This is a genomic window from Terriglobia bacterium (assembly GCA_020073185.1).
Lineage (GTDB): Bacteria > Acidobacteriota > Terriglobia > Terriglobales > Acidobacteriaceae > JAIQGF01.
Genome location: JAIQFT010000028.1, coordinates 48,492 through 70,852 on the forward strand (window position 1 = coordinate 48,492; position 22,361 = coordinate 70,852).

Below are 22,361 nucleotides of genomic sequence, written 5' to 3' on the forward strand. Positions count from 1 at the left end.
TGCGCTGTAGCGCCTGGGCTAGAATCGCGACACCATTCCCGCATGAAAAACGTGACCACATCCACTGCATCTGGCGAGTTGGTGAGTTTGGCTGCCCTTCGTGTTCGCACCCGGCACTTGGCTGCCATTCTGCTTCTGGCCACTTGTTTTGCCGCGGCGCAGACCCCGGCTTCCCATAGCCGCTGGATTGCGCTTGGTCCCGAGGGTGGCGACGTGCGTAGCCTGGCGCTCGATCCGCACGATCCCAGCCGCGTCTTCCTGGGTACCAGCGCCGGCGAACTCTATCTCTCCACCGACGCGGGCGCCACCTGGTCGCACTTTGCCCACTTTGGCGATAGCAACGACTATGTCCTCGACCACATCGTGGTCGATCCCACCGACGCGAACACGATCTACGTTGCAGCCTGGAGCATCGAAAACAACGGCGGCGACATTTTCCGCTCGCGCGACGCCGGCCGCACCTGGCAGGCGCTGCCCGCCATGCATGGCAAGTCGGTGCGCAGCTTCGCCGTCTTCCAACGCGATCCCCGCATCATGGTGGCGGGCACGCTGGACGGTGTTTTCCGCAGCCCCAACCGCGGTGACACTTGGGAGCGCATCTCGCCTGCCAACCATGCCGAGATCAAGAACATCGAGTCCATCGCCATAGACCCGCGCTCCTCCGACGTGCTCTACGCCGGCACCTGGCACCTGCCGTGGAAGACCACCGATGGCGGCCTCAACTGGCGCTCCATGAAGCAGGGCATCGTGGACGATTCCGATGTCTTCTCCATCATCATTGACCAGCAGAATCCTACGACCGTGTACCTGAGCGCGTGCTCCGGTATCTACAAGAGCGAGAATTCCGGCGAACTGTTCCACAAAATTCAGGGTATCCCGTTCTCGGCGCGGCGCACCCGCGTTTTGCACCAGGACCCCGCCAACCCGGCCGTCGTTTATGCCGGTACGACGGAGGGGCTGTGGAAGACCCTTGACGCCGGTAAGACGTGGCGCCGCACGACCGCGTCCAACGTGATCGTGAATGACGTCTTGGCCGATCCGCACCAGTCGTCGCACATACTGCTGGCCACCGACCGCAGCGGAGTGCTTGCCAGCGACGACGGCGGGCAGAGCGTCCGCGCTTCCAACCACGGCTTTTCGCATCGCCAGGTTTCCACCGTGCTCGCCGATCGCAACCAGTCCAGCACGCTCTATGCGGGAGTGCTCAATGACAAGGAATTCGGCGGCGTCTTTGTCAGCCACGACAGCGGCAGCCACTGGCAGCAGATGAACGCCGGACTCGCCGGCCACGACATCTTCACGCTGGCGCAATCGGCCAACGGCGACCTGCTCGCCGGCACACACCGCGGCGTCTATTTATACGAGAACAAGGTTGCACGCTGGCGGCCGATTAACGTCGTCGTCACCGAAAGGCTGGTGACGGTAAAGACCACTTCCAAGAAAACCAAAAAGAAAGTAATCACCACCCGCCGCGAATTGGTGAAATCGGAGCTCAACACCCGCGTGGCGCGCATCGTGGTTTCCGGCGATCGCTGGTCTGCCGCTACCTCGGACGGCGTTTACACTACTCTTGACCACGGCCTGACCTGGCGTGGAGGGCCGGTGGCGGCAGAGCGCAGCTTCTTCTCCATGGACGCGGCCGGCGAGCAAATCTTGGCCGCAACCCCGAACTCGTTGGTGTTTTCGCGCGATGGCGGCGCCGCATGGTCAAAGATTGCCCTGCCCCCGTATGTGGGAATTGTGCGTGGCGTCGCCATCTCTCCCGCAAGCCTTTGGATTGCCACCCATGCCGGTGTGTTTTACAGCCAGGACAATGGCGCCAACTGGGTACATGTGCTGGTCGGAACGCCGCCGCAGAACCTGATGTCGGTGCGCTTCGACGCCGATGCGCAGCGCCTCCTGGGTTTGACGCCTTCGGGCGAAATCTACTCGACGCACGACGGCCGAGTATGGCGCCGCGCTGCCGATGCCGGACTTCACATCCGCTCCATCAGCATCGCCGGCGGACGACTGCTCGGCATCACTCCGTTCCGGGGCATTGTTGCCCAACCCGAGTCCGAAGCACCCTCGCTGCGTGCCACTGCGGGCGGCAGCTTGCAATAACCCGCGGCAGTCAGGAAGACCGAATGGGAGTCCAGTGCTTCCCGGACTCCCATTTTTCCGTATTACCCTCCAAGCCGGAAAAAACTACACGGGGATACCTGAGCCATTCCCACAGGTGATTGAAAATCATAGCCAAAAGTTGGCACCAGGAGTGCCCTGCTGCCGGGTGGCCCGTAACCATGCAATGGGGTCTATCATGACAATCAAATCGGCTGTTGCTTTGGTCGTGATTTCATTCCCCCTCCTGTTTGCCGTCGCTTGCGGCACCGTCCCGGATAGCGTCAATGCCGCTACGGCCCCACCCGCCGGCGGTTCCAATCCACCGTTCTCCGATGCCAAGAAGGGAGTCCTCTCCCCTCCCTCGCTGGCGCTGGATGAGGTGACCGTTCCCGCCGGCACTCCCATTTCCGTGCGCTTGCAAAACGCTATTTCCAGCGCCTCCAATCGGCCTGGCGACGAATTTGCCGCCGTGCTGGACGATCCCATCGTGGTTGACGGCACCACCATCGCTCCGCGCGGCGCCATGGTTCGCGGCCGCGTCGTGGCTGCTCGCTCCTCGGGACACCTGCACAAGTCGGGTTACCTCCGCCTCTCGCTGGTGTCCCTTGAGATGGACGGAAAATCGCAGCCCGTGCATACCTCCAGCGTCTTCGTGGTGGGCGGCTCCCACAAAAAACGCAACCTCGCGCTCATCGGTGGAGGCGCGGGCGCTGGCGCGCTGATCGGGGCCATTGCCGGCGGCGCCAAGGGCGCCCTTATCGGCACCGCCATCGGCGGTGGCAGCGGCACTGCCGGTGCGTACTTTACCGGCAAGAAGGATGTCTCCTTCGCGCCGGAACGCCGGCTCACTTTCCGCCTCACCCAACCCCTGGTCACCAAGGCATAGGGTGCCTCCTTCCACGACGGGCCAGTGTTGGCGTTTCTTGACGCCTCGCTTTTCCCACCCAGAAACGTCCCAAAATGAAACTCTGTGGACCGCCCCGTCCCATTCCGGGTTTCGTGTCTGTGCCTACGTGTCTTTTTATGGGAGCGAGTAGGGCGATTACAGCCTAATATCCTCTCGTAATGTCCGCCACACCTGTGATTTACGTCACTTCATTCCAAAACGGAAAAATCTATTCTTTGCTCGGGTCGTCTGTACCAACTTGGGCTCAACTTGCGGCAGATATGTCCCGTTCCGTTTCGAGATCGGCGGCTCCTGCTCTCCTCAGAGGCGGCACCGAATTCTTGGAGGCGGCTGCCCATGATTGCCCGCACGGCCTGATGATTGAGCAAGCCGGGCATGTGGTTTACGCCAACCCGGCCTACGCCCGCCTTGCCGGCTTTTCCACACCTCTTTCCCTGATCGGGAAACCGGTAGAGGCCCTCTCCATCCCCGCCAAGGCCGCGCGTAAATCACGCGCTGGGGGCAATGAAGGTCCGCCGGAGCTCGACACCATTCGCTTGGAATTTCGCCGCGGCTCCTACCCTCTGGTCTTGCACGTGGTCCGCGACGTCTCCGATCGCCGCCGCCTGGCGCACGACTTCAATAACGTTCTGACCGCCATCACGCTCTACTCCGACCTGCTGCTGGAGCGCACCCAGCGCCGTCGCGAAGCCGAGGAGATCCATCTCGCCGCACAGCGCGGCACCGCCATCGTGCGCCAGTTGTTGACCTTCGCGCGCCAGCAACCGCTGGCGCCGCGGCTGGTCTCGTTGTTTGCCATCGTCTCCTCCATGCGCGGCATGCTGGAACCGCTGCTGGGCGAGAACATCGAACTCATCACCCGTTCCGAAGGCGATCACGACGCGGTGTACGTGGATCCAGCGCAGATGCAGCAGGTCATCCTCAATCTTGTGATGAACGCGCGCGATGCCATGCCCGAGGGCGGCCAGGTTCGCATCTCAACCGGCGCCTGCACGTTGCACGCGCGCGCGGCGCAGCGCCATCCCGGATTGCATCCCGGCGAATACGCCACCCTGACCGTCTCCGACACCGGTTGCGGCATGGATGAGCAGGTGCGCAAGCGCCTATTCGAGCCGTTTTTCACAACCAAGCGTGTCGGCGAGGGCGTTGGGCTCGGCATGTCCATGGTGTACGGCATCGTCAGCCAGAGCGGCGGCGCGGTTTCCGTGTCCAGCAAGCCCGGCAAGGGCACGCGCGTCACCATCCACCTGCCATGTTCCACCGCGGACCTCGCCGCCGATGCTGCCGGTGCCGTCATCGCGCAGCCTGGCATCGGCACGGGAACGGTCGTGCTGGCCGAAGATGACGCTGCCGTGCGCTCTTCCGTAGCTCATCTGCTGACGGAAACGGGATATCGCGTGCTGCAGGCGCGCGACGGCCAACAGGCCGTCCGGCTGGCCCGCGCCCACACCGGCAACATTGATTTGTTCATCAGCGATGTGGTCATGCCCGGGATGTGTGGCTGCGACGCCGTCCGTCAGGTCCAGCAGCTTCATCCGGAAACCCGAGCTCTTTTTATCACCGGCTATCCGGCCAAGGCCAACACGGCCGCTGCCGGAGCCAAGCTCTTATACAAGCCCTTCTCCCGCGCCATGCTGGCCGAGAAGGTGCGCGAAGTCCTTGATCACCGGCCGTCGGCTGCTGTCGCCGGCGGCCCCGGTTCGCCGATGGAGAGGGAATTGCCATGATCTCCGCTTTGGATACAATCACTGGACCCCGTGAGTTACCGGGCGCAAATCTGCTCAACCTGCTCATCGTGGACGACGAGCGCGCCGTCCGCGAAGGTTGCCGCGAAGCCGCGCAGAGTGCCGGCTTCAACACCTTCGTCGCCGATTCCGCCGAGCACGCCTACAAGGTGCTCGACAGCCAGAACATCGACATCGTGTTGCTCGACCTCAAGCTGCCCGGTGGTAGCGGTCTGGAAGCGCTGGCCACGATCAAAGGCCGCCGCCCCAATGCCGTGGTCACCATTATCACCGGCTACGCCACGGTTCCCTCGGCGGTGCAGGCGATGAAGATGGGTGCGTTTGACTACATCAGCAAGCCGTTCACCCTGGACGAGCTCCGCGTCATGCTGGAGCGCGCCATCGGAAATGGAGAAGCTCTACCGCATCATCGCCAAGGCGGCGCAGAGCACTCACCCCGTGCTCATCATGGGCGAAAGCGGCACTGGCAAAGAGCTGGTGGCGCGCTGCATCCACTACTCCGGGCCTTATCATGACAAGCCGTTCATCCCGGTGGATTGCGGTTCCCTGGTTCCCACGCTGATCGAAAGCGAACTCTTCGGGTACGTGCGCGGCGCCTTCACCGGCGCGGTGCGAGCCAAGGAAGGACTACTCGCCATCGCCCAGGGTGGCACTATCTTCCTCGATGAGATCGGCGAATTGACCGTCGACTTCCAGGCCAAACTGCTGCGCTCCATCCAGGAGAAGGAAATCCGGCCGGTGGGCAGCACCAAGCGCGTCCCCATCAACGTGCGCATCCTGGCCGCCACCAATCGCGAGCTCGAGGCGGCCGTTGCCGACGGCACCTTCCGCCGCGATCTTTACTTCCGCCTCAACGTGCTCAGCCTGAAGATTCCGCCCCTGCGTGACCGCAAGCAGGACATCCCGCTGCTGGCGGAGCACTTCCTGGAGAGGCTGTCGCGCGCCACCGGCTCGCAGCGCACTTTGAGCGAGGAGGCGCTGAACCTCATGATGGGTTACGACTGGCCGGGCAACGTGCGCGAGCTGGAAAATTGCCTGGAGCGCGCCTGTGCCCTCAGCTCCGGCCCCCACATCCAGACCTCCGACCTGCCCTCGCCCATCCAGAATGCCAATCACCCCATGCCGCCGGAAGCCACCGGCGCGGGCAAGATAGTGTCCATCGCTGAACTGGAGCGGGAAGCCATTCTGCGCACCATTGAACAGCTCAAGGGCGACAAGCTGCTGGCCGCCCGCCTGCTCGGCATCGGCAAGACCACCTTGTATCGCAAGCTCAAGGAGTACGCGGTTGAGGACTAGTTCATCAGCGGCGCACCCGGCCGAAATCCGGCCGGGCTTTTCTTTCGTGCCGGGACATGTCGGCAAACTTGGCATTGCGCTTGGCTCCTTCCCGATTCCCTCTTCAGGCTCCCATTACGGGAAGTAACGATGACGCCAAGTAGCGCAATCTGATGCGTTTTCAGTTGCACCGCGATGGCATACGAAGTGCAATTACCAGCGCATGATTCTTCTGATCACTACTTCCGCCCGCGGCCAGGAGTGCGCCACCGCGCTATTGGCCGCTACTCGCATCAAGACTGAAGTCGCGCGTGACGTTCGTACCGCGCTGGTCCGTCTGCGCGAGCAGGAATTCGCCGCCGTAGTCATCGACGAGAGCCTGCTCGAGCCCAGCCCCAAGACGATTGACATGCTGGTCAAACATGTCGGAAGAGCGGTGCCCATCTTCGTGAATCTCGCGCTCAGCCGCATGGAACGCGTGGTTCGCGATGTCCAGGCCGCCCTCCGCCGTGCGGAACAGGAACGCAGCCTCGCCCGGCACGCCGCCGAGGCCGACTTGCGCAGCCAGTTGCGAGGCGAACTGACCGGCATCCTGCTTGGGACACAACAGGCGCTCGAGACGCCTGCGCTGCCTTCCGCGGCCGAAGCCAAGCTCAAGTCGGTTTACGAGATGGCAGACAAGATTCGCTCGCGTCTCGGAGTTGTCAACTAGCTAGTCTATTGCCGGGACCGCATTCTTCCGTGCGGTCCCGATGCTCCCCTCAGAACTGGCGGGCCACATTCGCGGACCCTAGCTATCCCATTGCAACCAATCACCTTGCTTCCTGCTGCGACGAGGCATCCCGATGCTTCCGACGATCTTCTGTCGACGAGACCCTGTTCCATGAGCGTGCTTCACCCCCCGCCTGCCCGCTGTTCGCCCGCGATAACGTAGGGAAAATGAGAAGTAATGGGGTGTTCACACCATGGTCTGGAATCCCGAATTGGTACGCCAGGGGAGAACTGCCCAGTCTGGAACCAGGGAATTCTCGACTCCCAGGATTTCCCCTGCATGGACTTCATCGAGAGCTCCTCCAGTGACCCTAGCGCTTGGTGCATCCCGAACCGTACTACAACCTAGGCCATGCGGCGGACCTCCGGCATGGACATGAAAGCGCACCCGGAAGTTCTGCGCCGCGTAGACTTTTCTCAGTGTCCGGCGCCGCCTTCCCGTCATCTATTACAGCCTAGGAGGGAAATCATGGCGGATGTGAAGATCACGGCAAGAAAAAACGGACCGTTTCGCGTGGAGGCGCCCGAGGGATCGGTGACCCTGACCGATGCCGACGGCAATGAATACAACTTGGCCGGCAGGACGGCGTTCTCGCTTTGCCGCTGTGGCGGGTCGGTGAATAAGCCCTTTTGCGACGGCACCCATGCCAAGATCGCCTTCCAGGCCGCCGAAGCCGCCGTCAAATCCGCCGATAGTGCGGCAAATAATCCCCCCGCCGGCGGCCCCACGAAGAGATGAACCCTGAGCCTCTGATCCACATGCAGACTTGGGACCGATTTGCCGCCGTACTCGCCGTCGCCGGCCAACGCCTGAGCGCGTTGTCGTCAACCACTGCCGCCGCCCGTCCTATGCCCGACGCGTGGTCGAAGAAACAAGAGCTCGGCCACCTTGTTGACTCTGCGGTCAACAATTACGTGCGCATCATTCGCGTGCAACGCGAATCCGCGCCCGCGCTTCCCGGCTACGAGCAGGATGCCTGGGTCGAGCGCCAGGGCTATGACGATCGCGATTGGATGGAATTAGTTGCGCTGTGGAAGGCTTTAAACCAGCACATGCTGGCGGCCGCGCGCCGGATTCCCGCCTCATCGCTGGCCCGCACCTGCACCATCGCCGGCGGAGACTCCGTCACGCTGGGATTCTTGATTGAGGATTACGTGGACCACATGGTCCATCACCTGCAGCACATCGGCATCGCACTGAGCGAATTCCGCCGCCCTGAATCCGCCTACGCGTGAGCTGAAAACTAGAAACTGGAAACTGTTTCACTCCGCCGCGCTTTTCAGCTTCAACCGGCTCTTGTTTTCTTCCAGAAACTCTTTCAGTTTGTCCGCCGCCTCCAGCAGCCGTGTCCACTGCTCGTAATACAGTGTCACTGGAAACCGCCCCATCCCGTAAACGCTCACCGCGCCCTTTTCGCTGACGCGGAATTCCAGTGGGCCGCTGCGCTTGCGCGCCGCTTGTTTCTCCAGTGCCTCCACCTTCGCCTTCAACTCCTCATAACTTGGTTCTGCCATGCTTCCCCTCTCCAAAATGAGATTAGTTCGCACGCGCCAGATACGCAATACCGTACACGAGAGTTTGTCGCCTCGTGTCCCGTAAGGGACGGGATGAGAATAGCGCGGCACTTTAAGTGCCGGGAGAATTGTCGGGGAGTTTTCAGTCCTGTAGGGACGGCTGGCTGGTGTGTCAGTGAATGGTCTTCGTCTTCCTGCTCATGTAGTCCATCAGCAAGTACTGCCCCAGCGTATAGGGCGTCGTGAAGTACGCTTTTCCGCGGCACATCTCGGTGACTTTCTGCACGAACTGCACCAGCCCATAATCGCTGGCCAGCATGAAGGTGTTGATCAGAATCCCCGCGCGCTTGCACTTGGACACTTCCTCCAGCGTCTGGCTCACCACCAACGGGTCCAGCCCGAAGGCGTTCTTGTAGATTCGCCCGTCCTCCAGGGTCAGCGCCGAAGGTTTGCCGTCGGTGATCATCACGATCTGCTTCATGTCCTTGCGCTGCCGCGCCAGCAGGCGCTGCGCCAGCCGCAAGCCCTCGCGCGTATTGGTGTAGTACGGCCCGACCTTGACCCGCGCCAGTTGCGACAGCGGCACTTCTTCCGCCGAATCGTGAAACAGGATCAGCGCCAGCGAATCGCCCGGATACTGCGTGCGGATCAGGTGCGACAGCGCCATCGCCACTTTCTTCGCCGGCGTGAAGCGGTCCTCGCCGTACAGGATCATCGAGTGCGAACAGTCCAGCATCAGCACCGTCGCGCACGACGACTGGTACTCGCACTGATGCACCTGCAGATCGCTGTACTCCAGGTTCAGCGGTACCTGCGCTCCTTCGCGCTGGATCGCCGACGACAGCGTTGCCGTGATGTCCAGGTTCAGCGTGTCGCCGAACTCGTACGTTTTTGCCGCGCCGCTTGCCTCCACGCCGGTAGCCAGGTCGCGCGTGTCGTGCCGCCCGAAGCTGGATTTGCCCAGCGACCCGAGCAGGTCGCGCAAGGTGCGGTAGCCCAGAAAATCCAAACTCTTGTCGGTGATCTCGAATTTTGTCTGCGCCTGGTTTTGCCCCACCTGCCCGCCCACCGACGACTGCTTCGACGGGTCCTGCGGCGGCTGGTCAACGGAAATGAACCCTTCCTCCTGCATGCGCTCGATCAGCTTCTCGATCAACTCGTCCAGCTTGCCTTCCATCTGCATCTGCTGGAGCTGTTCCTGCAGTTCGTCCATCATCTCGCTGTTCATCAGCGCGTTTTCGATGGCGCGGCGCAGCTCTTCCAGCGTCTGCTCCGGGTCGCGCATTTCCATGAAGCCGTAAGAATTCTGAAACCCGCTCTGCAGCAGGTAATCCGACAGCGCGCTGAGCAGGTCTTCCATGCTCATCTCGCCCGCCGGATCCGGCACGTACTTGGCGTAGGTAACGCGCTTCATCGGCCCTGTTCCGAGCCACCCGCGATCGCGCTGCAGCTGCCGTTTCTCGAAGCTCTCGCCCAATTCCGCGCCGTGGAGAGACTCCAGATCGCGGCCAGCAAATATGCCGCGGCCATCCCGGTTACCGCTCCGTCGTAATCCTTCCACGTCTCTACGCTCAGACAGATCGCCCACGTGGCGGATAACACCGCAACCAGATATGCGCCGGTGAGCCGTCGTCGCATCAGCAGCCATAGCCCGGCAATCCCGCATACCGCCAGCGGTACCGACGCAAGCAGTGCCCGCGCTCCCATGAGTTGCACAATTCCCAACCCAAGGTGCAGTTTCGGATCGCGTAACGCAATCGCCGACGTGAAGGCCATTAACAATGTCCCCAGCGCGACCCACACCAACACCGCCCAGTAAACAATTCGTTCCACCATGGCTAATTAAACGGCCTTCTCGACCGGAACGGCGGCTCTTCGCCTCGCATTCCGCTCGCCTCCGCTCGGCGCGGTTGCTTTTCGCCGGCGGTAAACAAACGCTCCTCGTTGCGCCCGATGCGCTTGTGCGCGTACAGGCCCTCCAGCAGAAACTCGGCTGCCGAAACCTGCACTTCCGCCGCGTCGCGCGCTTTTACCCCCAACGCGCTCAGCTTCTCGAGCAATCCCTGAATGCCTTTGATCTCCTCCAGCAACTTGGCTGCCGGCGTTCCGTCCTGGAGCTTGATATTCCCACCGAGATCGAACCACTGCACGATCTGCTGCATGTTCGCCCCGTGGAAATACTCGTCGTAAGTTTTCGCGATGGCCATGCGGATCAACTCGCGGCCCACGTTGTCGGCGCCCTTGACCTCGCCCTCGTACTCCAATTCCAGCTTGCCGGTGATCGCCGGCATGGCGGCGTAGATGTCGCCGATCCGCGGCACCACCGTCTCTTCGCCGTGCAGAATCGCCCGCCGCTCGGCGTTCGAGATCACGTTCTCCAGGCAGGTAATCGGCAGCCGCTGGCTGACTCCGCTGCGCTTGTCGATTTTCTTGTCCTCGCGCGCCGCAAACGCAATCTGTTCGATCACCTCGCGAACGTACTTCGGCACCTGCAGCTTGTAGCCGTCGCGCTGCGCCCACGCCTCCTGCGACGTGATCGCGATCCCTTCCTCCACCGTCGCCGGGTAATGCGTCCGAATCTCCGACCCGATGCGGTCTTTCAGCGGCGTGATGATCTTGCCCCGTGCCGTGTAGTCCTCCGGATTGGCGCTGAAGACGAGCGCGACGTCCAGCGGCAGCCGGATCGGGTAGCCCTTAATCTGCACGTCGCCTTCCTGCATGATGTTGAACAACCCGACCTGGATCTTTCCCGCGAGATCGGGCAATTCGTTAATCGCGAAAATGCCGCGGTTGGCCCGCGGCAACAGCCCGTAGTGCACCGTCAGCTCGCTCGACAACTCGTGCCCGCCCCGGGCCGCCTTGATCGGATCGATGTCGCCGATCAGGTCCGCGATGGTGACATCCGGGGTCGCCAGCTTCTCGACATAGCGTTCCTCGGGCGCCAGCCACGCGATCGGCGTCTCCTCGCCCTCGTCGGCAATCAGTTCGCGGCAGCGCCGGCAGATCGGCGCGTACGGATTGTCGTGGACCTCGCAACCGGAAACGTATGGCATGTGCGTGTCCAACAGGGAAGTCAGCGCGCGCAAAATCCGGCTCTTGGCCTGCCCGCGCAATCCGAGCAGAATGAAATTGTGCCGCGACAGAATCGCGTTCACGATCTGCGGGACCACCGTATCGTCGTAGCCCACGATGCCGGGGAACATCGCCTCGCCCTGGCGCAGCTTGGCAATCAGGTTTTCGCGCAGTTCATCTTTCACGCGTCGGCTGTGCAGGCGCGGTTCGGAAAACGGCGACTGGCGGAGCTGTCCAAGCGTCCGGGGAAGATTCATTGCTTTTGGGAACCTCTCTGTGGGAACACCCCTCACCTGCGGTGATTATACGCCCGCGGCATCACACGCTTATGTGATGCCGGAACCGCGCTCCGGATGCGGGATTCAGGGGTCCTCGCTCTGAGAGTGGTGGAGCGCGACCGTGAGCCCGCCTCCTTCACTCCTCCGGTGGGGTTCGCAGCACCGACGCTTGGTGGATCCCGTTGGCGATCTCCGGCAAGATGCCCAGCTCTCTGTAAATCGGCCGCACCTCGCTCCGCACGTCCTCCAGATGCAACCCGAACCACGCCGCTCCCGCCACGCAGCACACCCCGCTGATCAGCAGCGTCCTCGGTGCCCCCATTCTCGCCGCTACGCTTCCCGCCAGCAGGCTACCGAACGGCGTCATGCCCACGATCGCCATCGAGAAGTAGCTCATCACCCGGCCGCGCTTCTCTTCATCCACGATCGTCTGCAGAATGGTGTTGCTAGCCGCCATCTGCTGCATCATGCCCATTCCGGTTACAACCATCAGTGCCAGCGACAGCCACATCCGGCGCGATTGCGAGAACGTGATCAGGCCGATTCCGAACAGTGCCGCCGACGCCGTCACCACCCGACCCAGCCCCACCACTGTCCTGCGCGACGCCAGGTGGACCGCGCCCGTTAGCGCGCCCACTCCCGACGCCGCCATCAGGAACCCAAGCGTGTGCGGCCCTCCTCGGAGAATGCTGCCCGCAAAAATCGGCATCAGCACCGTGTACGGCATTCCCACCAGGCTCACCAGCGCCAGCAGCACCAGAATCGCCCGGATCGCCACCGACCCCGACACGTAAGCCCACCCTTCCTTGAGCTCGGCCAGCATGTTGGTTCGGGCGCGGCGTGGCTCCTGCCGTCGCAGACGCATCAGCAGCAGGGAGGCGATCACCGCCAGGTAGCTGAACCCGTCAATCAGGAAACAGTAGCCTTCTCCGAACACAGCGATCACCACGCCCGCCAGTGACGGCCCGATCAACCGCGCCATGTTCACCATCGACGAGTTCAGCGCGATGGCATTGCTCAGGTCCTCGCGCTCTTCCACCATTTCCACGACGAAAGCCTGGCGCGCGGGCATGTCGAAGGCGTTGATCAGTCCCTGGAATGCGCTCAGCCACACAATGTTCCAGATGGTGATGCGGTGCGTCAGCGCTAGCACTGCCAACGCGAACGATTGCAACATGGCCAGGATCTGGGTCACCACCAGCACGCGGTGGCGGTCCAGTCGGTCCACCCACACGCCGGCAAAGGGCGCGAGCAGGAAAGTCGGAATCTGTCCCGCGAATCCGACCACCCCCAGCAACAGCGCGGAGCCGGTCAGGCGGTACACCAGCCAACTGGTCGCGATTCGCGTCATCCACGTGCCGATCAGCGACACGCTTTGTCCGCCGAAGAACAGCCGGTAATTGCGATGGCGCAGCGCGCGCACCGCGAACATCCATCTGGCTTCGGAATTTTGCGATTCGACGGGCGGCGCCATCCGCTTTACTAAGATGCTCGTGCCGGTCCGCTGGCCGAAGAGAATGCGCGCGGAAACCTGTGCCGCGCGCAAGATTTATGCAGGAATTCTGCCCTCCGGCAGCAGTGGCATCGCCCTCAGCCGCACTCCGCTCGCCGAAAAGATCGCATTCGCCACCGCCGGCGCCAGGCCGACAATCGGCGTTTCCCCGGCGCCGGCCGGCGGCAGGTCCTTGCGGTCGAGCACGACGATCTCGATCTCTGGGGCGTCGGCGAACCGCGGCACGCGGTACTGCGCGAAATGCGGGTTCAGAACATGCCCGTTCTCGAAGCGCACCGCCTCGAACATCGCGCCCCCGATCGCCTGCACGATCATGCCCTCGATCTGGTTGCGCAGTCCGTTGGGATTCACCACCGCGCCGCACTCGAACGCCTCCACCACGCGGCGGATCCTGACTGCGCGCGTCTTCGTATCGATCGCAACCTCGGCGCAGGTGGCCACGTGTCCGCCTTTCTCGATCCCGCCCGCAATCCCGAAGCCGCGCGTTGCCGTCGCCTTCTCGCGTCCCCAGCCGAACTTGGCTGCTGCCGCCTGAAACACGGCGCGCAGCCGCGGGTTCGCTGTGTTCTTCAGCCGGAACTCCAGCGGCTCGATTCCCGCCGCGTGCGCCAATTCGTCCATGTGGCTCTCGCGCGCGAAGTGGTTGGCGGTGGCCGCCAGTCCGCGGTACGACCCCTGCCGCAGCGGCGACTTTACCGGATGGAACTGGATCAACTGGTTCGCGATGTCGTAGGGAGTCCCGATCGCCGCCGGACCCGAATTGCAGTTGTGAAACTCCCACGCCACGATGGTTCCGTCCTTGCGCGCGCCGCTTCGAACCTCGATCAACCCCGCCGGGCGGAAGTAGGCCCAGGTGAATTCCTCTTCCCGCGTCCACACCACCTTGACCGGTTTGGCCGCCGCACGTGCCAGCCGCGCCGCTTCCACCGCCGCGTCGCCCGTGTGCTTGCCGCCGTATGCTGAGCCGGTGTCGGGCACCAGCACCCGCGCCTTATCCGGCGAAATCCGGAACGCCTCCACCAACTCGTCGCGCACCGCGAATGGACGCTGCGTTCCCGTCCACACCGTGAGCTTGTCGCCCTTCCACTCGGCGAGCGCGGCCCGTGTTTCCAGCGGCGCATGCGCGATGTACTGCACGGTGTACGTCTGCTCGATTTTGAAATCCGCTTCCGCCAGGGCCTGCGTCACCGAGCCCGTCTGATGTTTGGAGCCGGTGGCGCGATTGCCACCTTCCTCCTGGTTATTCTTCAGGTACTCGAACAGGCTCGCGTTCGACGGCTGCGGAGGCACGCTCCACTGCGCCTTGATCGCCGACACGGCCCGCTCCGCCGTCCACGCATCCGGCGCCACCACGCCGATGAAGTCGCCGTCGCGCACTACCTTCACGCCCGGCATTTTTTCCGCCGCACTGCTGTCCAGTGACACCAACTTCGCTTTGAATCCCGCCGGCCGCAGCACCTTGCCGTATATCATCCCCTCGACCTGCATGTCCGACGTGTACCGGTGTTCTCCCGTCACGAATTTGCGCCCGTCTACCTTCGGCACCGGCTTGCCGGCGATCTTCCACTCGCTGGCGGGGGTCAGCTCCGGGTCCGCCGCCGTCATTTTCACGATGTTGCGGCCCTGCGTGAGCTCGCCATAGCTAAACGACTGCTTGGTGTGCGGGTTCATGACTTTGCCATCGGCCGCGACCAGCGACGCTGGCTGCGCGCTCCACTTCTGCGCCGCGATTTCTACCAGTGCCTGGCGCGCTTCCAGCGCTATCTTGCGCAGTTGCGGACCCATGGTCGGCGTGGTGCGGCTGCCGAACGTCCCCGCATCCCACGGCGTCAGCTCGGTATCGCCCATCGTCATTCTGATCGATTCCACCGGCGCCCTCAGCTCTTCCGCCACCTGCTGCGCCAGCGAGGTGCGGATGTTCTGCCCCATCTCGACCTTGCCGGTGTAGACCGTGACCGTGCCGTCCTGCGCGACGTGCAGCCACGCGGCGATCTCCTGCGGCAGTTCCTGACTGCGGAACCCGCCCCGTCCCGATTCCTGCCCCAACAAGCTTTTTGCCGCCACGCACACCAGCACGCCTCCGCCCAGCGTCTTCAGGAAGCTGCGCCGGTTCACCTCGAACCAGTGCAGGCCGTTCACATCGTACTGCGCTATTTCGAATGCCAGGTCAGTTTGTAAGTCGAGTTCACTTGGGTTGCCCCATCCTTGTCCCGCCCGGGTTTGGCGGGACAGGGTGGGGTTTTTCTCCTTCTCGCCGCTCATCGTTTCTACTCCTTCCGCATCCCCTGCGACGCCTGCCGCACCGCGGCCACGATGCGCGCATACGTCCCGCAGCGGCAGATGTTGCCGTTCATCTGGCGCACGATCTCTGCATCGCTGGGATTTGTCGTGTTCATCAGCAGCCCGGCGGCCGACATGATCATCCCCGACGTGCAATACGCGCACTGGAACGCCTCCTGATCGAGGAACGCCTGCTGCACCGGATGTAATCGTCCGTTCCGTTCCAGGTCCTCGATCGTCGTGATCTTTTTTCCCGCCGCGTCGCCGACGCGGGTACGGCACGATCGCACCGGCTTGCCGTTCAGCAGCACGGTGCACGCGCCGCATTCGCCCTCGCCGCAGCCGTACTTGGTTCCGGTAAGCTGCAGCCGGTCGCGCAACACCGACAGCAGCGATTCCTGCGGCGCCGCCTCCACCCGTCGTTCGTTTCCGTTGACTATCAGCACCAGCGCTGACATGGCCACCTCCGTCAGGACCCAAACGCAGTGGGTCCCGGCGCCCTCGCCGGGACCGCTCTTCCAGATACCGCCGAATTACGTGGCGACGGCCGCCTATGGCCGCCGCTACAAGTCGTCAATCCCTCTGTGCCCTCTGTGGCTAATCCAGGCGTCACCGTCCCACCACCAGCAACTCGAAGCTCCCCGGCTCCATTGTCGGACGCAGTCCCGGCGCGGGCGGCGGCTGCAACTTCGCCGCGGGAATGAAGAGCTGGTGCGTTTTCTCATCGAGCGCGATCGTGCGCCCGCTCACCTGCGTGGGCACGGTTTGCACTGTCTCGAATTTGCCCGGCGCGGTTTCGCCGATCACCGTCACGGTTCCGTCGCGCCCATTCGCCGCAAACGCCAACTCATTGGAAGCATCGAACGCCGTCCCATCGCACCCTGCTCCGATCGGCACCGAAGCCAGCAGCTTGCCGCTGTTCGCATCCATCACGGCCATAGCCTTATTGCCCGAGCATCCTGCGAACAAGCGCCCCTTGTTGCGATCGATCGCCAGCCCGGTCGGCCTCTCGCACGGCGACATCGCCCATTCGTTGGTGACCTTCATTGCGGCCGCGTCAATCACCGCCAAGGTACCCTTGTCCTCGATGTTCACGAACACGCGGCCCTTGTCATCGTAGGCGGCAAACTCCGGTTTGCCGGAAACTGGAATGGTGGCCAGCACTTTCAGCGACGAGGCGTCAATCACGGTCACGTTCTTGCTCCGCCCGTTGAACGCGAATACGCGTTTCGACCGCGGCTCATACAAAATCGCGTCGGGATTCTCGCCTGCCGGCGCCGTGCCGATCGCCTTCAGCGTTTTCAGATCCACCACCACCATTTGGTTGGCGCGCCCGGCGCTGATGAATCCCTTGTTCAACTCCGGCGCCAGCGCGATCCCGTGCACGCCCGGCGTGTCGGGAATTTCCGCCAGCAGTTTGCCGGAGTCCGCGTCCACCACCATCATGCGCGTCGCGCGCGACGCGTACACCCGCCGCGCGGCTGCGTCCACCGCGATGTAGTCCCAGCCTCCATCACCGCCAAGGGCGATGTGCTTCACAACCCTGTATTGCGGCGGCGCCGGCGCGGCCATGGCGATCAGCGCGATCCCGCACATCGCAAGCAACAACACCCGGGCAATCCGGCAAGAGAGCATGGCGACCTCCGGTCGAACAGCATACCGGAAATCCAAACTCCCGGCGCGTTCGGCGCGTCCCGGATAACCGCTACCCGGAATTCCTCATCTCAACAACTGCCCTCGTTCCCTGGCCGACACAAGGTCGCCATGCGCTGCATAACGAACTGCCGCACCGCACCACACTCCACGGCCCACGCTGACTTTCACATCCCCTTGGCTTCGGCGCGCTCGCTCGCAACCGCACTCACGCTGCTGTTGTTGAGCGCATTCATGCCGGCCGCTGCGCAGGAACCGGAAGTCCACATCACGCCGCGCGTCGACTCCAGCGCCAAGCCGTCCGACGTGGCCGGTGACCCGGCGCTCAAGACGCACACCAAACCGCTGCGCTCCGACGTGGAGATGGTGCTGGTCCCGGTCACGGTCACCGATCACATGGACCGGCTCGTCACCGGCCTGGCAAAGGAGAACTTCCAAGTCTTCCAGGACAAGCAACAGCAGGAGGTACGCCATCTCTCTTCCGAGGACGCCCCCATTTCCGCCGGCATCCTCTTCGACATGAGCGGCAGCATGAAAGACAAGTTCGACAAGGCCAAGGAAGCCGTGGTGCAGTTCATGCAGATCGCCAACCCCGACGACGAATTCTTTCTCATCGGCTTCTCCGACAAGCCCCGACTCCTGTCCGACTTTGTCGAGTCTCCCAGCGAGATCCAGAGCAAGCTCGTCTTCACCGCGCCCAAGGGCATGACCGCGCTGCTCGACGCCACTTACATGGGCTTGAACCAGATGCGGCACGCTCGGCATCGGCGCAAGGCGTTGCTCATCATCTCCGACGGTGGCGACAATCACAGCCGATACAGCGAGAGCGAGATCAAGTCCGCGGTCCAGGAGGCCGACGTGCAGATTTACGCCATCGGCATCTTCGACCAAACCCCGCGCACCTGGGAAGAGCGCTTCGGACCGGTGCTGCTCTCGGATGTGACGGACGTGACCGGCGGACGAAGCTTCGTCCTCAGCAACCTCAACGATCTGCCTGACGTTGCCGCCAAGATCGGCGCCGAACTGCGCAACCAGTACGTGATCGCTTATGTGCCGCAGCACAAGCCCAAAGACGGCAAGTGGCACAAGATCCGCGTCAAGCTGTTGCCTCCGAAAGGACTGCCTTCGCTCAGCATCCACGCCAAACGCGGCTACTACGCGGCGCAGGAATAGCGGTTAGCTCTTAGCACTTGCCGCTTCGCATTTGCCAACGACCATCGACTTCGCGCATTTGTCAACGATCATCGACTTCCCGCATCTGCCATCGACCATCGACGATCTGCTTGTCCTACAATCAGTGAGAAGCTAACAGCTAAGAGCTTATGTCCAAGATGTTGCAGGAAATCGCGCAGCAACCGGAAACGCTGGAGCGCACCCTCGGCTCGCAGCTCGCGGCCGCCGACGATCTCCGCCGGCGCTTTGCTCAGCGCAAGCCGCGCCTTATCGTGCTGGTCGCGCGCGGCACCTCCGACAACGCGGCGCAGTTCGGGCGCTACCTGCTGGAAATCACCACCGCAATTCCCGTGTCGCTGGCCGCGCCGTCCATCTACTCGCTCTACAACACCCCGCCTGACCTCAAAGACGTCCTGCTGGTTGCCATCTCGCAATCGGGCGAGTCCACCGACACCAACCTGGTGGTGGAGCGAGCGGCGGCACAAGGCGCATTCACGCTGGGCATCACCAATGAAGCAGCCAGTACGCTGGCGCGCCTGGTGGACCGCGTCTTCCTGGTCCGCGCCGGCAGAGAAGAGAGCGTCGCGGCCACCAAGACCTACACCGGCCAACTGCTCATGCTCTACCTGTTGGCCTATGCGCTGGGCGGATCGATTGCGCTCGACGATTTGCGCCGCCTGCCGCAGTACGCCTCGTCTGCATTGCAGTTGCAGCCGGAAATCGTGGAGCACGCCGCGCGCTACCGCGCGATGGAGCGTGCCGTCGTGGTGGCGCGCGGGCTGAACTATGCCAACGCTTTCGAGTTCGCGCTCAAGCTCATGGAAACCTGCTACGTGGTGGCCGAGCGCTTTTCCTCGGCCGACTTTCTCCACGGGCCGATCGCCATGCTGGAACGCGCTTTCCCGGTGTTCATCTTCGCGCCCGCAGGCGTGACTTGGAAAGGCATGGCCGAATTGATCGCTCGGCTGCACCAGATCCACGCCGAAACCCTGATCATCACCGACCTGAGCCACCGCCCTGCCGTGGAGAACGTGGGGAAGCTGGATTGCTGCATTACCATTCCGATGGAACTGGCGTCGGCGAGCGGACCAGCCGATTTGTTCACGCCGATTCCATACATCATTCCAGCGCAGTTGTTCGCCGTGAGCTTGGCGGAAGTCAAAGGATTGGATCCTGACGCTCCGCGCGCGCTGCACAAGATCACGCGTACGCTGTAGGAAGCGGTCGATGGTCGACGGTCGTGCGGTCGATGGTCGATGGCCGGAAAACGCAATTGATATCGATGACCCAATAGCCCCGCAGGGGCGCCCGCTTGGTAGCCCAGGACGCCAGCCCTGGGTGCCAATGCAATGAATTCTCCGAGTCCCGCAGGACGGCGCGATTCTTGCTCGCGGTTTTCGCCCGTAGATTGCGCCTCGAGAAATCTTGGCTTTACAGGGTGCTGAAAAACTCGATCCTGTGTCAGGGCACGACTTCAGTCGTGCCGCAAACCGCGTCCCTAAGTTGTTGTCATTCCGAGCCGCGCCGACTGAGCCCAGCGAGGAAGGCGCGGCGAGGAATCTGCTTTTCCACTTCTTCCGCAGCCTGTTTAGCCATAGACCATCGACCCTTTGCCGTCGACCGTCGACCATCGACCTTCGCCCCGCAACTTTTCCGCGCACCTCGCGTCTAATTAACCAAACGGTTAGTTACACGGACCGGAGGTGAGGATTATGTTCGCAGGAAAGAAAATCACATTCGCGGCGCTTTTACTGGCGGGCTCGATGCTGTTGAGTTGCACGGCCCTGGGCGATACCGCGTCGGCCGCCTACGACAGCGCCATCCAGGCCAAGGTCGCCGCACAACTGCAGAAGAAGTCCGAGTTCAACGACATCCGCGCTTCGGTCGAGGACGGCATTGTCACCCTCAGCGGCGCCACCGACTCGCTCCCGCACAAGCTCGACGCCGCCAAGAAGGCGCGCAAGCAGGAGCACGTTGCCGGCGTGCGCGACCTGGTCACGGTCGCGGGCCCGGAGGTATCGGATTCCGCGCTGCGCCAGACGCTGGCCAAGAAGCTCGCCTATGATCGCGTCGGCTACGGCAATGTCTGGAACGTGCTGACGGTGGACGTCAGCAACGGCGTCGCCACCATCGGCGGGGAAGTGCGCAATCCGGTGGACCGCGATTCGGCGATCGCCGAGGTGGTCAATACCAAGGGCGTCAAGGGCGTGGTGGAGAACATCAAGGTTGCGCCTACGTCGTTGTTCGACGACGAGCTGCGCATCCGCACCGCGCGCGCCATTTATCGCGATCCGTCGCTGAGCCGCTACGGCATGGATCCGCAGGCGCCGATCCGCATCGTGGTCAACAACGGCCATGTCGGTTTGTACGGCGTCGTGATGAATGACTTCGACCGCACGCTGGCTGGCATCCGCGCCAATGAGGTCGCTGGCGCGTTCTCGGTGGAGAATCATCTCGTGACGGAGAACGTGGCGCGATAATGTGGCGCGCTCGCCCTCGCGTGTGCAGTGTGATGGAGCGCGCTCGCCCTCGGGCGCGCTTTTTTGCGCTACGAAAACTCCAATCCCCGTGTCATTCCGGGCGAGGACGCGCCTTCAATTAGTGCGCGCGGGTTGCGCATCCGAGTCGATGCAATTCAACTCGCAGTTTTAGCTCTTGGTTGTTCAGGTTTCTTTTTCCGTTGCCTCGGAACATCTGAACTTAAACGCCTCCCGAGCAGTCCGCCAGTTTCGTCCTTGTCGGTGAGTCGCAGCCTCGTGAATTTGTCCACGCTGAACCCTGGCGAGAACTCAGTTACGGGGAGCTTGTCAGTATTAAACGTGCAGATATATTGAAATCCGCACATTCGCGATTTCGACTCAGCAAGTTCGATCGCAAGTGCGATTTGCCTATCGTCCACGTCGGCAAATATATTGTTGTCATGAAGCAGAAAGCCGGGCTTCGGGTCTCTTTGATTCCAACGTTGCGCCAGCATGAGATCGTAGCAAAAGATTTCCATGTTGCTAATTCCTGTGCTGCCCTTCCGCTCGATCTGAACGTTAAACGAAAACCCCGTCTCTCCTACGTCAATCATTAGGCGCCCAGGTGCCCTGTACAAGGCCTGGGAATTTTCGTTGAATAGGGCAACTGCGGCCTCACGCTCCGTTTGACGTGCCTCATAATTAGCCCGTGCACGTTTTTCCAGCATTGCAAGTTCAATCTTCAGATTGTTTAGCCCTTCTTCAAACTCCCGAATATTTCTTAAACGCGTCTCAATGTCCCTAAGTTTTGCAACATCGGCTGCATGGGCTTCCTGCATCTTTGTGAATTGCTCCAGAGCACCGTAAGTATCCAGTACCTGTAGTAGCCGCGCATGCTCGGACGTGATCTCGGCTAATCGGGCATTGCGCTGCGCAATCTCTGTCTCCAGTCGGTCAATTTCCGTCAACAGAAACTGTCGCCTGTGTTCTACGATTACGGAGTGGAACTGCTCTACTTCCGACAGATGCTTTCTCACTGCGTCGGGAAAAACAACTTTTGCGCTCTCGTACACTCCCTCTACGCCAATGGCGTAAGCCTTGACCTCCTCCTGCATTTTTGAACGGTAAAGTTCGAGCAGTTTCAGGTCGACGGTATTGCCGTTGCTGAGCTGCTTGATAGCGTTCGTTAACTCGTCAGCTTGCCTTTCAATGCTCGCGTAACTTGAGTGAACTCTAAACGCCTTTAGATCGGCGGATGTGCGTGACACAACCTCTTTAAGCCGAACTCGCTCCGCTTCCAACTGTCCGCGAGAACCGAAGACGTCCTGTATCACGCCACTTTGAGCTGCGTTCTTGAGGTCGTCGAGTAGCTTCTTGCGATCCTTAAGTTGTTGCCAATCGCTCGCATCTTCCCATGCAAGGCCGAGCAAAAATGCGTTATGCACTTGTATGTCCCAAGTGGCTTGGAGGCGGTGCGTCGAGGGTGTCCCATCCATAGTTGAAGGTTGAGGGGCGGTTCTCGACCCGGCTCTTGATAGAGTCGGGTTGGAAACTTTCTCAACGAAAGGAGAACCGCCTTGAAGCGAAGCTACCACACCCTCAGCACTTTGGGAAAAA

18 protein-coding genes and 1 pseudogene are annotated in these 22,361 nt (G+C 62.1%); 10 read left to right on the forward strand and 9 right to left on the reverse strand.

What is annotated here, in order from left to right:
* Positions 1-51 precede the first annotated feature (51 nt).
* From LAN64_11900 to LAN64_11930, 7 genes and pseudogenes are all read left to right on the forward strand, one after another.
* Positions 52-2,103: a transcriptional regulator gene (locus LAN64_11900; protein ID MBZ5568543.1), complete on the forward strand. Its 2,052-nt coding sequence runs from the start codon at positions 52-54 to the stop codon at positions 2,101-2,103.
* 196 nt (positions 2,104-2,299) lie between these two features.
* Positions 2,300-2,989 (forward strand): hypothetical protein, encoded by a 690-nt coding sequence (locus tag LAN64_11905; protein MBZ5568544.1) that lies wholly within the window; start codon positions 2,300-2,302, stop codon positions 2,987-2,989.
* Between the two features lie 281 nt (positions 2,990-3,270).
* Positions 3,271-4,737, forward strand: a complete 1,467-nt coding sequence (locus tag LAN64_11910; protein MBZ5568545.1) for a response regulator — start codon at positions 3,271-3,273, stop codon at positions 4,735-4,737.
* Positions 4,734-6,051 (forward strand): annotated as a pseudogene (locus tag LAN64_11915) (sigma-54 dependent transcriptional regulator). Before LAN64_11910 ends, LAN64_11915 begins: the two are co-directional and overlap by 4 nt.
* Positions 6,052-6,253: 202 nt before the next feature.
* Complete coding sequence (locus tag LAN64_11920; protein ID MBZ5568546.1) at positions 6,254-6,742, forward strand: hypothetical protein; 489 nt, start codon at positions 6,254-6,256, stop codon at positions 6,740-6,742.
* 528 nt (positions 6,743-7,270) lie between these two features.
* Positions 7,271-7,540, forward strand: coding sequence for a CDGSH iron-sulfur domain-containing protein (locus LAN64_11925; GenBank protein ID MBZ5568547.1), 270 nt, complete (start codon positions 7,271-7,273; stop codon positions 7,538-7,540).
* The gene (locus tag LAN64_11930; GenBank protein ID MBZ5568548.1) at positions 7,537-8,037 is read left to right on the forward strand and encodes a DinB family protein; all 501 of its coding nucleotides are present in this window, start codon (positions 7,537-7,539) and stop codon (positions 8,035-8,037) included. Before LAN64_11925 ends, LAN64_11930 begins: the two co-directional genes overlap by 4 nt.
* 27 nt (positions 8,038-8,064) lie before the next feature.
* Here the strand turns inward: LAN64_11930 and LAN64_11935 are convergent, their stop codons facing one another.
* The 8 genes from LAN64_11935 to LAN64_11970 all read right to left on the reverse strand — a co-directional run bounded on the left by LAN64_11935 (position 8,065) and on the right by LAN64_11970 (position 17,055).
* The gene (locus tag LAN64_11935) at positions 8,065-8,316 is read right to left on the reverse strand and encodes a hypothetical protein (GenBank protein MBZ5568549.1); all 252 of its coding nucleotides are present in this window, start codon (positions 8,314-8,316) and stop codon (positions 8,065-8,067) included.
* A gap of 172 nt (positions 8,317-8,488) precedes the next feature.
* Positions 8,489-9,730: a VWA domain-containing protein gene (locus LAN64_11940; protein ID MBZ5568550.1), complete on the reverse strand. Its 1,242-nt coding sequence runs from the start codon at positions 9,728-9,730 to the stop codon at positions 8,489-8,491.
* Complete coding sequence (locus LAN64_11945) at positions 9,727-10,152, reverse strand: hypothetical protein (GenBank protein MBZ5568551.1); 426 nt, start codon at positions 10,150-10,152, stop codon at positions 9,727-9,729. The genes LAN64_11940 and LAN64_11945 overlap by 4 nt, the downstream gene beginning before the upstream one ends.
* Positions 10,153-10,154: 2 nt before the next feature.
* Positions 10,155-11,645 (reverse strand): magnesium chelatase, encoded by a 1,491-nt coding sequence (locus LAN64_11950; protein ID MBZ5568552.1) that lies wholly within the window; start codon positions 11,643-11,645, stop codon positions 10,155-10,157.
* Between the two features lie 157 nt (positions 11,646-11,802).
* Positions 11,803-13,098 carry an MFS transporter gene (locus tag LAN64_11955; GenBank protein MBZ5568553.1) on the reverse strand — a complete coding sequence of 432 codons (1,296 nt, stop codon included), beginning with the start codon at positions 13,096-13,098 and terminating at the stop codon, positions 11,803-11,805.
* A 117-nt stretch (positions 13,099-13,215) separates the two neighbouring features.
* A complete protein-coding gene (locus LAN64_11960) occupies positions 13,216-15,441 on the reverse strand; it encodes a molybdopterin-dependent oxidoreductase (GenBank protein ID MBZ5568554.1) in 2,226 nt (741 codons plus the stop codon).
* Positions 15,442-15,446: 5 nt separating this feature from the next.
* Positions 15,447-15,917 carry a (2Fe-2S)-binding protein gene (locus LAN64_11965; GenBank protein MBZ5568555.1) on the reverse strand — a complete coding sequence of 157 codons (471 nt, stop codon included), beginning with the start codon at positions 15,915-15,917 and terminating at the stop codon, positions 15,447-15,449.
* A gap of 151 nt (positions 15,918-16,068) precedes the next feature.
* A complete protein-coding gene (locus LAN64_11970; GenBank protein MBZ5568556.1) occupies positions 16,069-17,055 on the reverse strand; it encodes a YncE family protein in 987 nt (328 codons plus the stop codon).
* Between the two features lie 168 nt (positions 17,056-17,223).
* On the opposite strand from LAN64_11970, the gene LAN64_11975 reads away from it, so the two are divergent.
* The 3 genes from LAN64_11975 (at position 17,224) to LAN64_11985 (ending at position 20,765) form a co-directional block, all read left to right on the forward strand.
* Positions 17,224-18,285 carry a VWA domain-containing protein gene (locus tag LAN64_11975; GenBank protein MBZ5568557.1) on the forward strand — a complete coding sequence of 354 codons (1,062 nt, stop codon included), beginning with the start codon at positions 17,224-17,226 and terminating at the stop codon, positions 18,283-18,285.
* 149 nt (positions 18,286-18,434) lie between these two features.
* The gene (locus tag LAN64_11980) at positions 18,435-19,502 is read left to right on the forward strand and encodes an SIS domain-containing protein (GenBank protein MBZ5568558.1); all 1,068 of its coding nucleotides are present in this window, start codon (positions 18,435-18,437) and stop codon (positions 19,500-19,502) included.
* 495 nt (positions 19,503-19,997) lie between these two features.
* Positions 19,998-20,765 carry a BON domain-containing protein gene (locus tag LAN64_11985; GenBank protein MBZ5568559.1) on the forward strand — a complete coding sequence of 256 codons (768 nt, stop codon included), beginning with the start codon at positions 19,998-20,000 and terminating at the stop codon, positions 20,763-20,765.
* 155 nt (positions 20,766-20,920) lie between these two features.
* Here LAN64_11985 and LAN64_11990 read toward each other — a convergent pair.
* Positions 20,921-22,361 (reverse strand): DUF2326 domain-containing protein (locus LAN64_11990; GenBank protein ID MBZ5568560.1); only part of this gene is annotated, 1,441 nt, incomplete at its 5' end.

What these genes read in the sequence shown, in the direction of transcription:
- LAN64_11930 (MBZ5568548.1), top strand. Translation starts at nt 7,537, where the DNA reads ATGAACCCTGAGCCTCTGATCCACATGCAGACTTGGGACCGATTTGCC.
- LAN64_11945 (MBZ5568551.1), bottom strand. Translation starts at nt 10,152, where the DNA reads ATGGTGGAACGAATTGTTTACTGGGCGGTGTTGGTGTGGGTCGCGCTG.
- LAN64_11975 (MBZ5568557.1), top strand. Translation starts at nt 17,224, where the DNA reads ATGCGCTGCATAACGAACTGCCGCACCGCACCACACTCCACGGCCCAC.
- LAN64_11950 (MBZ5568552.1), bottom strand. Translation starts at nt 11,645, where the DNA reads ATGAATCTTCCCCGGACGCTTGGACAGCTCCGCCAGTCGCCGTTTTCC.
- LAN64_11965 (MBZ5568555.1), bottom strand. Translation starts at nt 15,917, where the DNA reads ATGTCAGCGCTGGTGCTGATAGTCAACGGAAACGAACGACGGGTGGAG.
- LAN64_11955 (MBZ5568553.1), bottom strand. Translation starts at nt 13,098, where the DNA reads ATGTTCGCGGTGCGCGCGCTGCGCCATCGCAATTACCGGCTGTTCTTC.
- LAN64_11925 (MBZ5568547.1), top strand. Translation starts at nt 7,271, where the DNA reads ATGGCGGATGTGAAGATCACGGCAAGAAAAAACGGACCGTTTCGCGTG.
- LAN64_11960 (MBZ5568554.1), bottom strand. Translation starts at nt 15,441, where the DNA reads ATGAGCGGCGAGAAGGAGAAAAACCCCACCCTGTCCCGCCAAACCCGG.
- LAN64_11935 (MBZ5568549.1), bottom strand. Translation starts at nt 8,316, where the DNA reads ATGGCAGAACCAAGTTATGAGGAGTTGAAGGCGAAGGTGGAGGCACTG.
- LAN64_11920 (MBZ5568546.1), top strand. Translation starts at nt 6,254, where the DNA reads ATGATTCTTCTGATCACTACTTCCGCCCGCGGCCAGGAGTGCGCCACC.
- LAN64_11910 (MBZ5568545.1), top strand. Translation starts at nt 3,271, where the DNA reads ATGTCCCGTTCCGTTTCGAGATCGGCGGCTCCTGCTCTCCTCAGAGGC.
- LAN64_11905 (MBZ5568544.1), top strand. Translation starts at nt 2,300, where the DNA reads ATGACAATCAAATCGGCTGTTGCTTTGGTCGTGATTTCATTCCCCCTC.
- LAN64_11985 (MBZ5568559.1), top strand. Translation starts at nt 19,998, where the DNA reads ATGTTCGCAGGAAAGAAAATCACATTCGCGGCGCTTTTACTGGCGGGC.
- LAN64_11980 (MBZ5568558.1), top strand. Translation starts at nt 18,435, where the DNA reads ATGTCCAAGATGTTGCAGGAAATCGCGCAGCAACCGGAAACGCTGGAG.
- LAN64_11940 (MBZ5568550.1), bottom strand. Translation starts at nt 9,730, where the DNA reads ATGAAGCGCGTTACCTACGCCAAGTACGTGCCGGATCCGGCGGGCGAG.
- LAN64_11970 (MBZ5568556.1), bottom strand. Translation starts at nt 17,055, where the DNA reads ATGTGCGGGATCGCGCTGATCGCCATGGCCGCGCCGGCGCCGCCGCAA.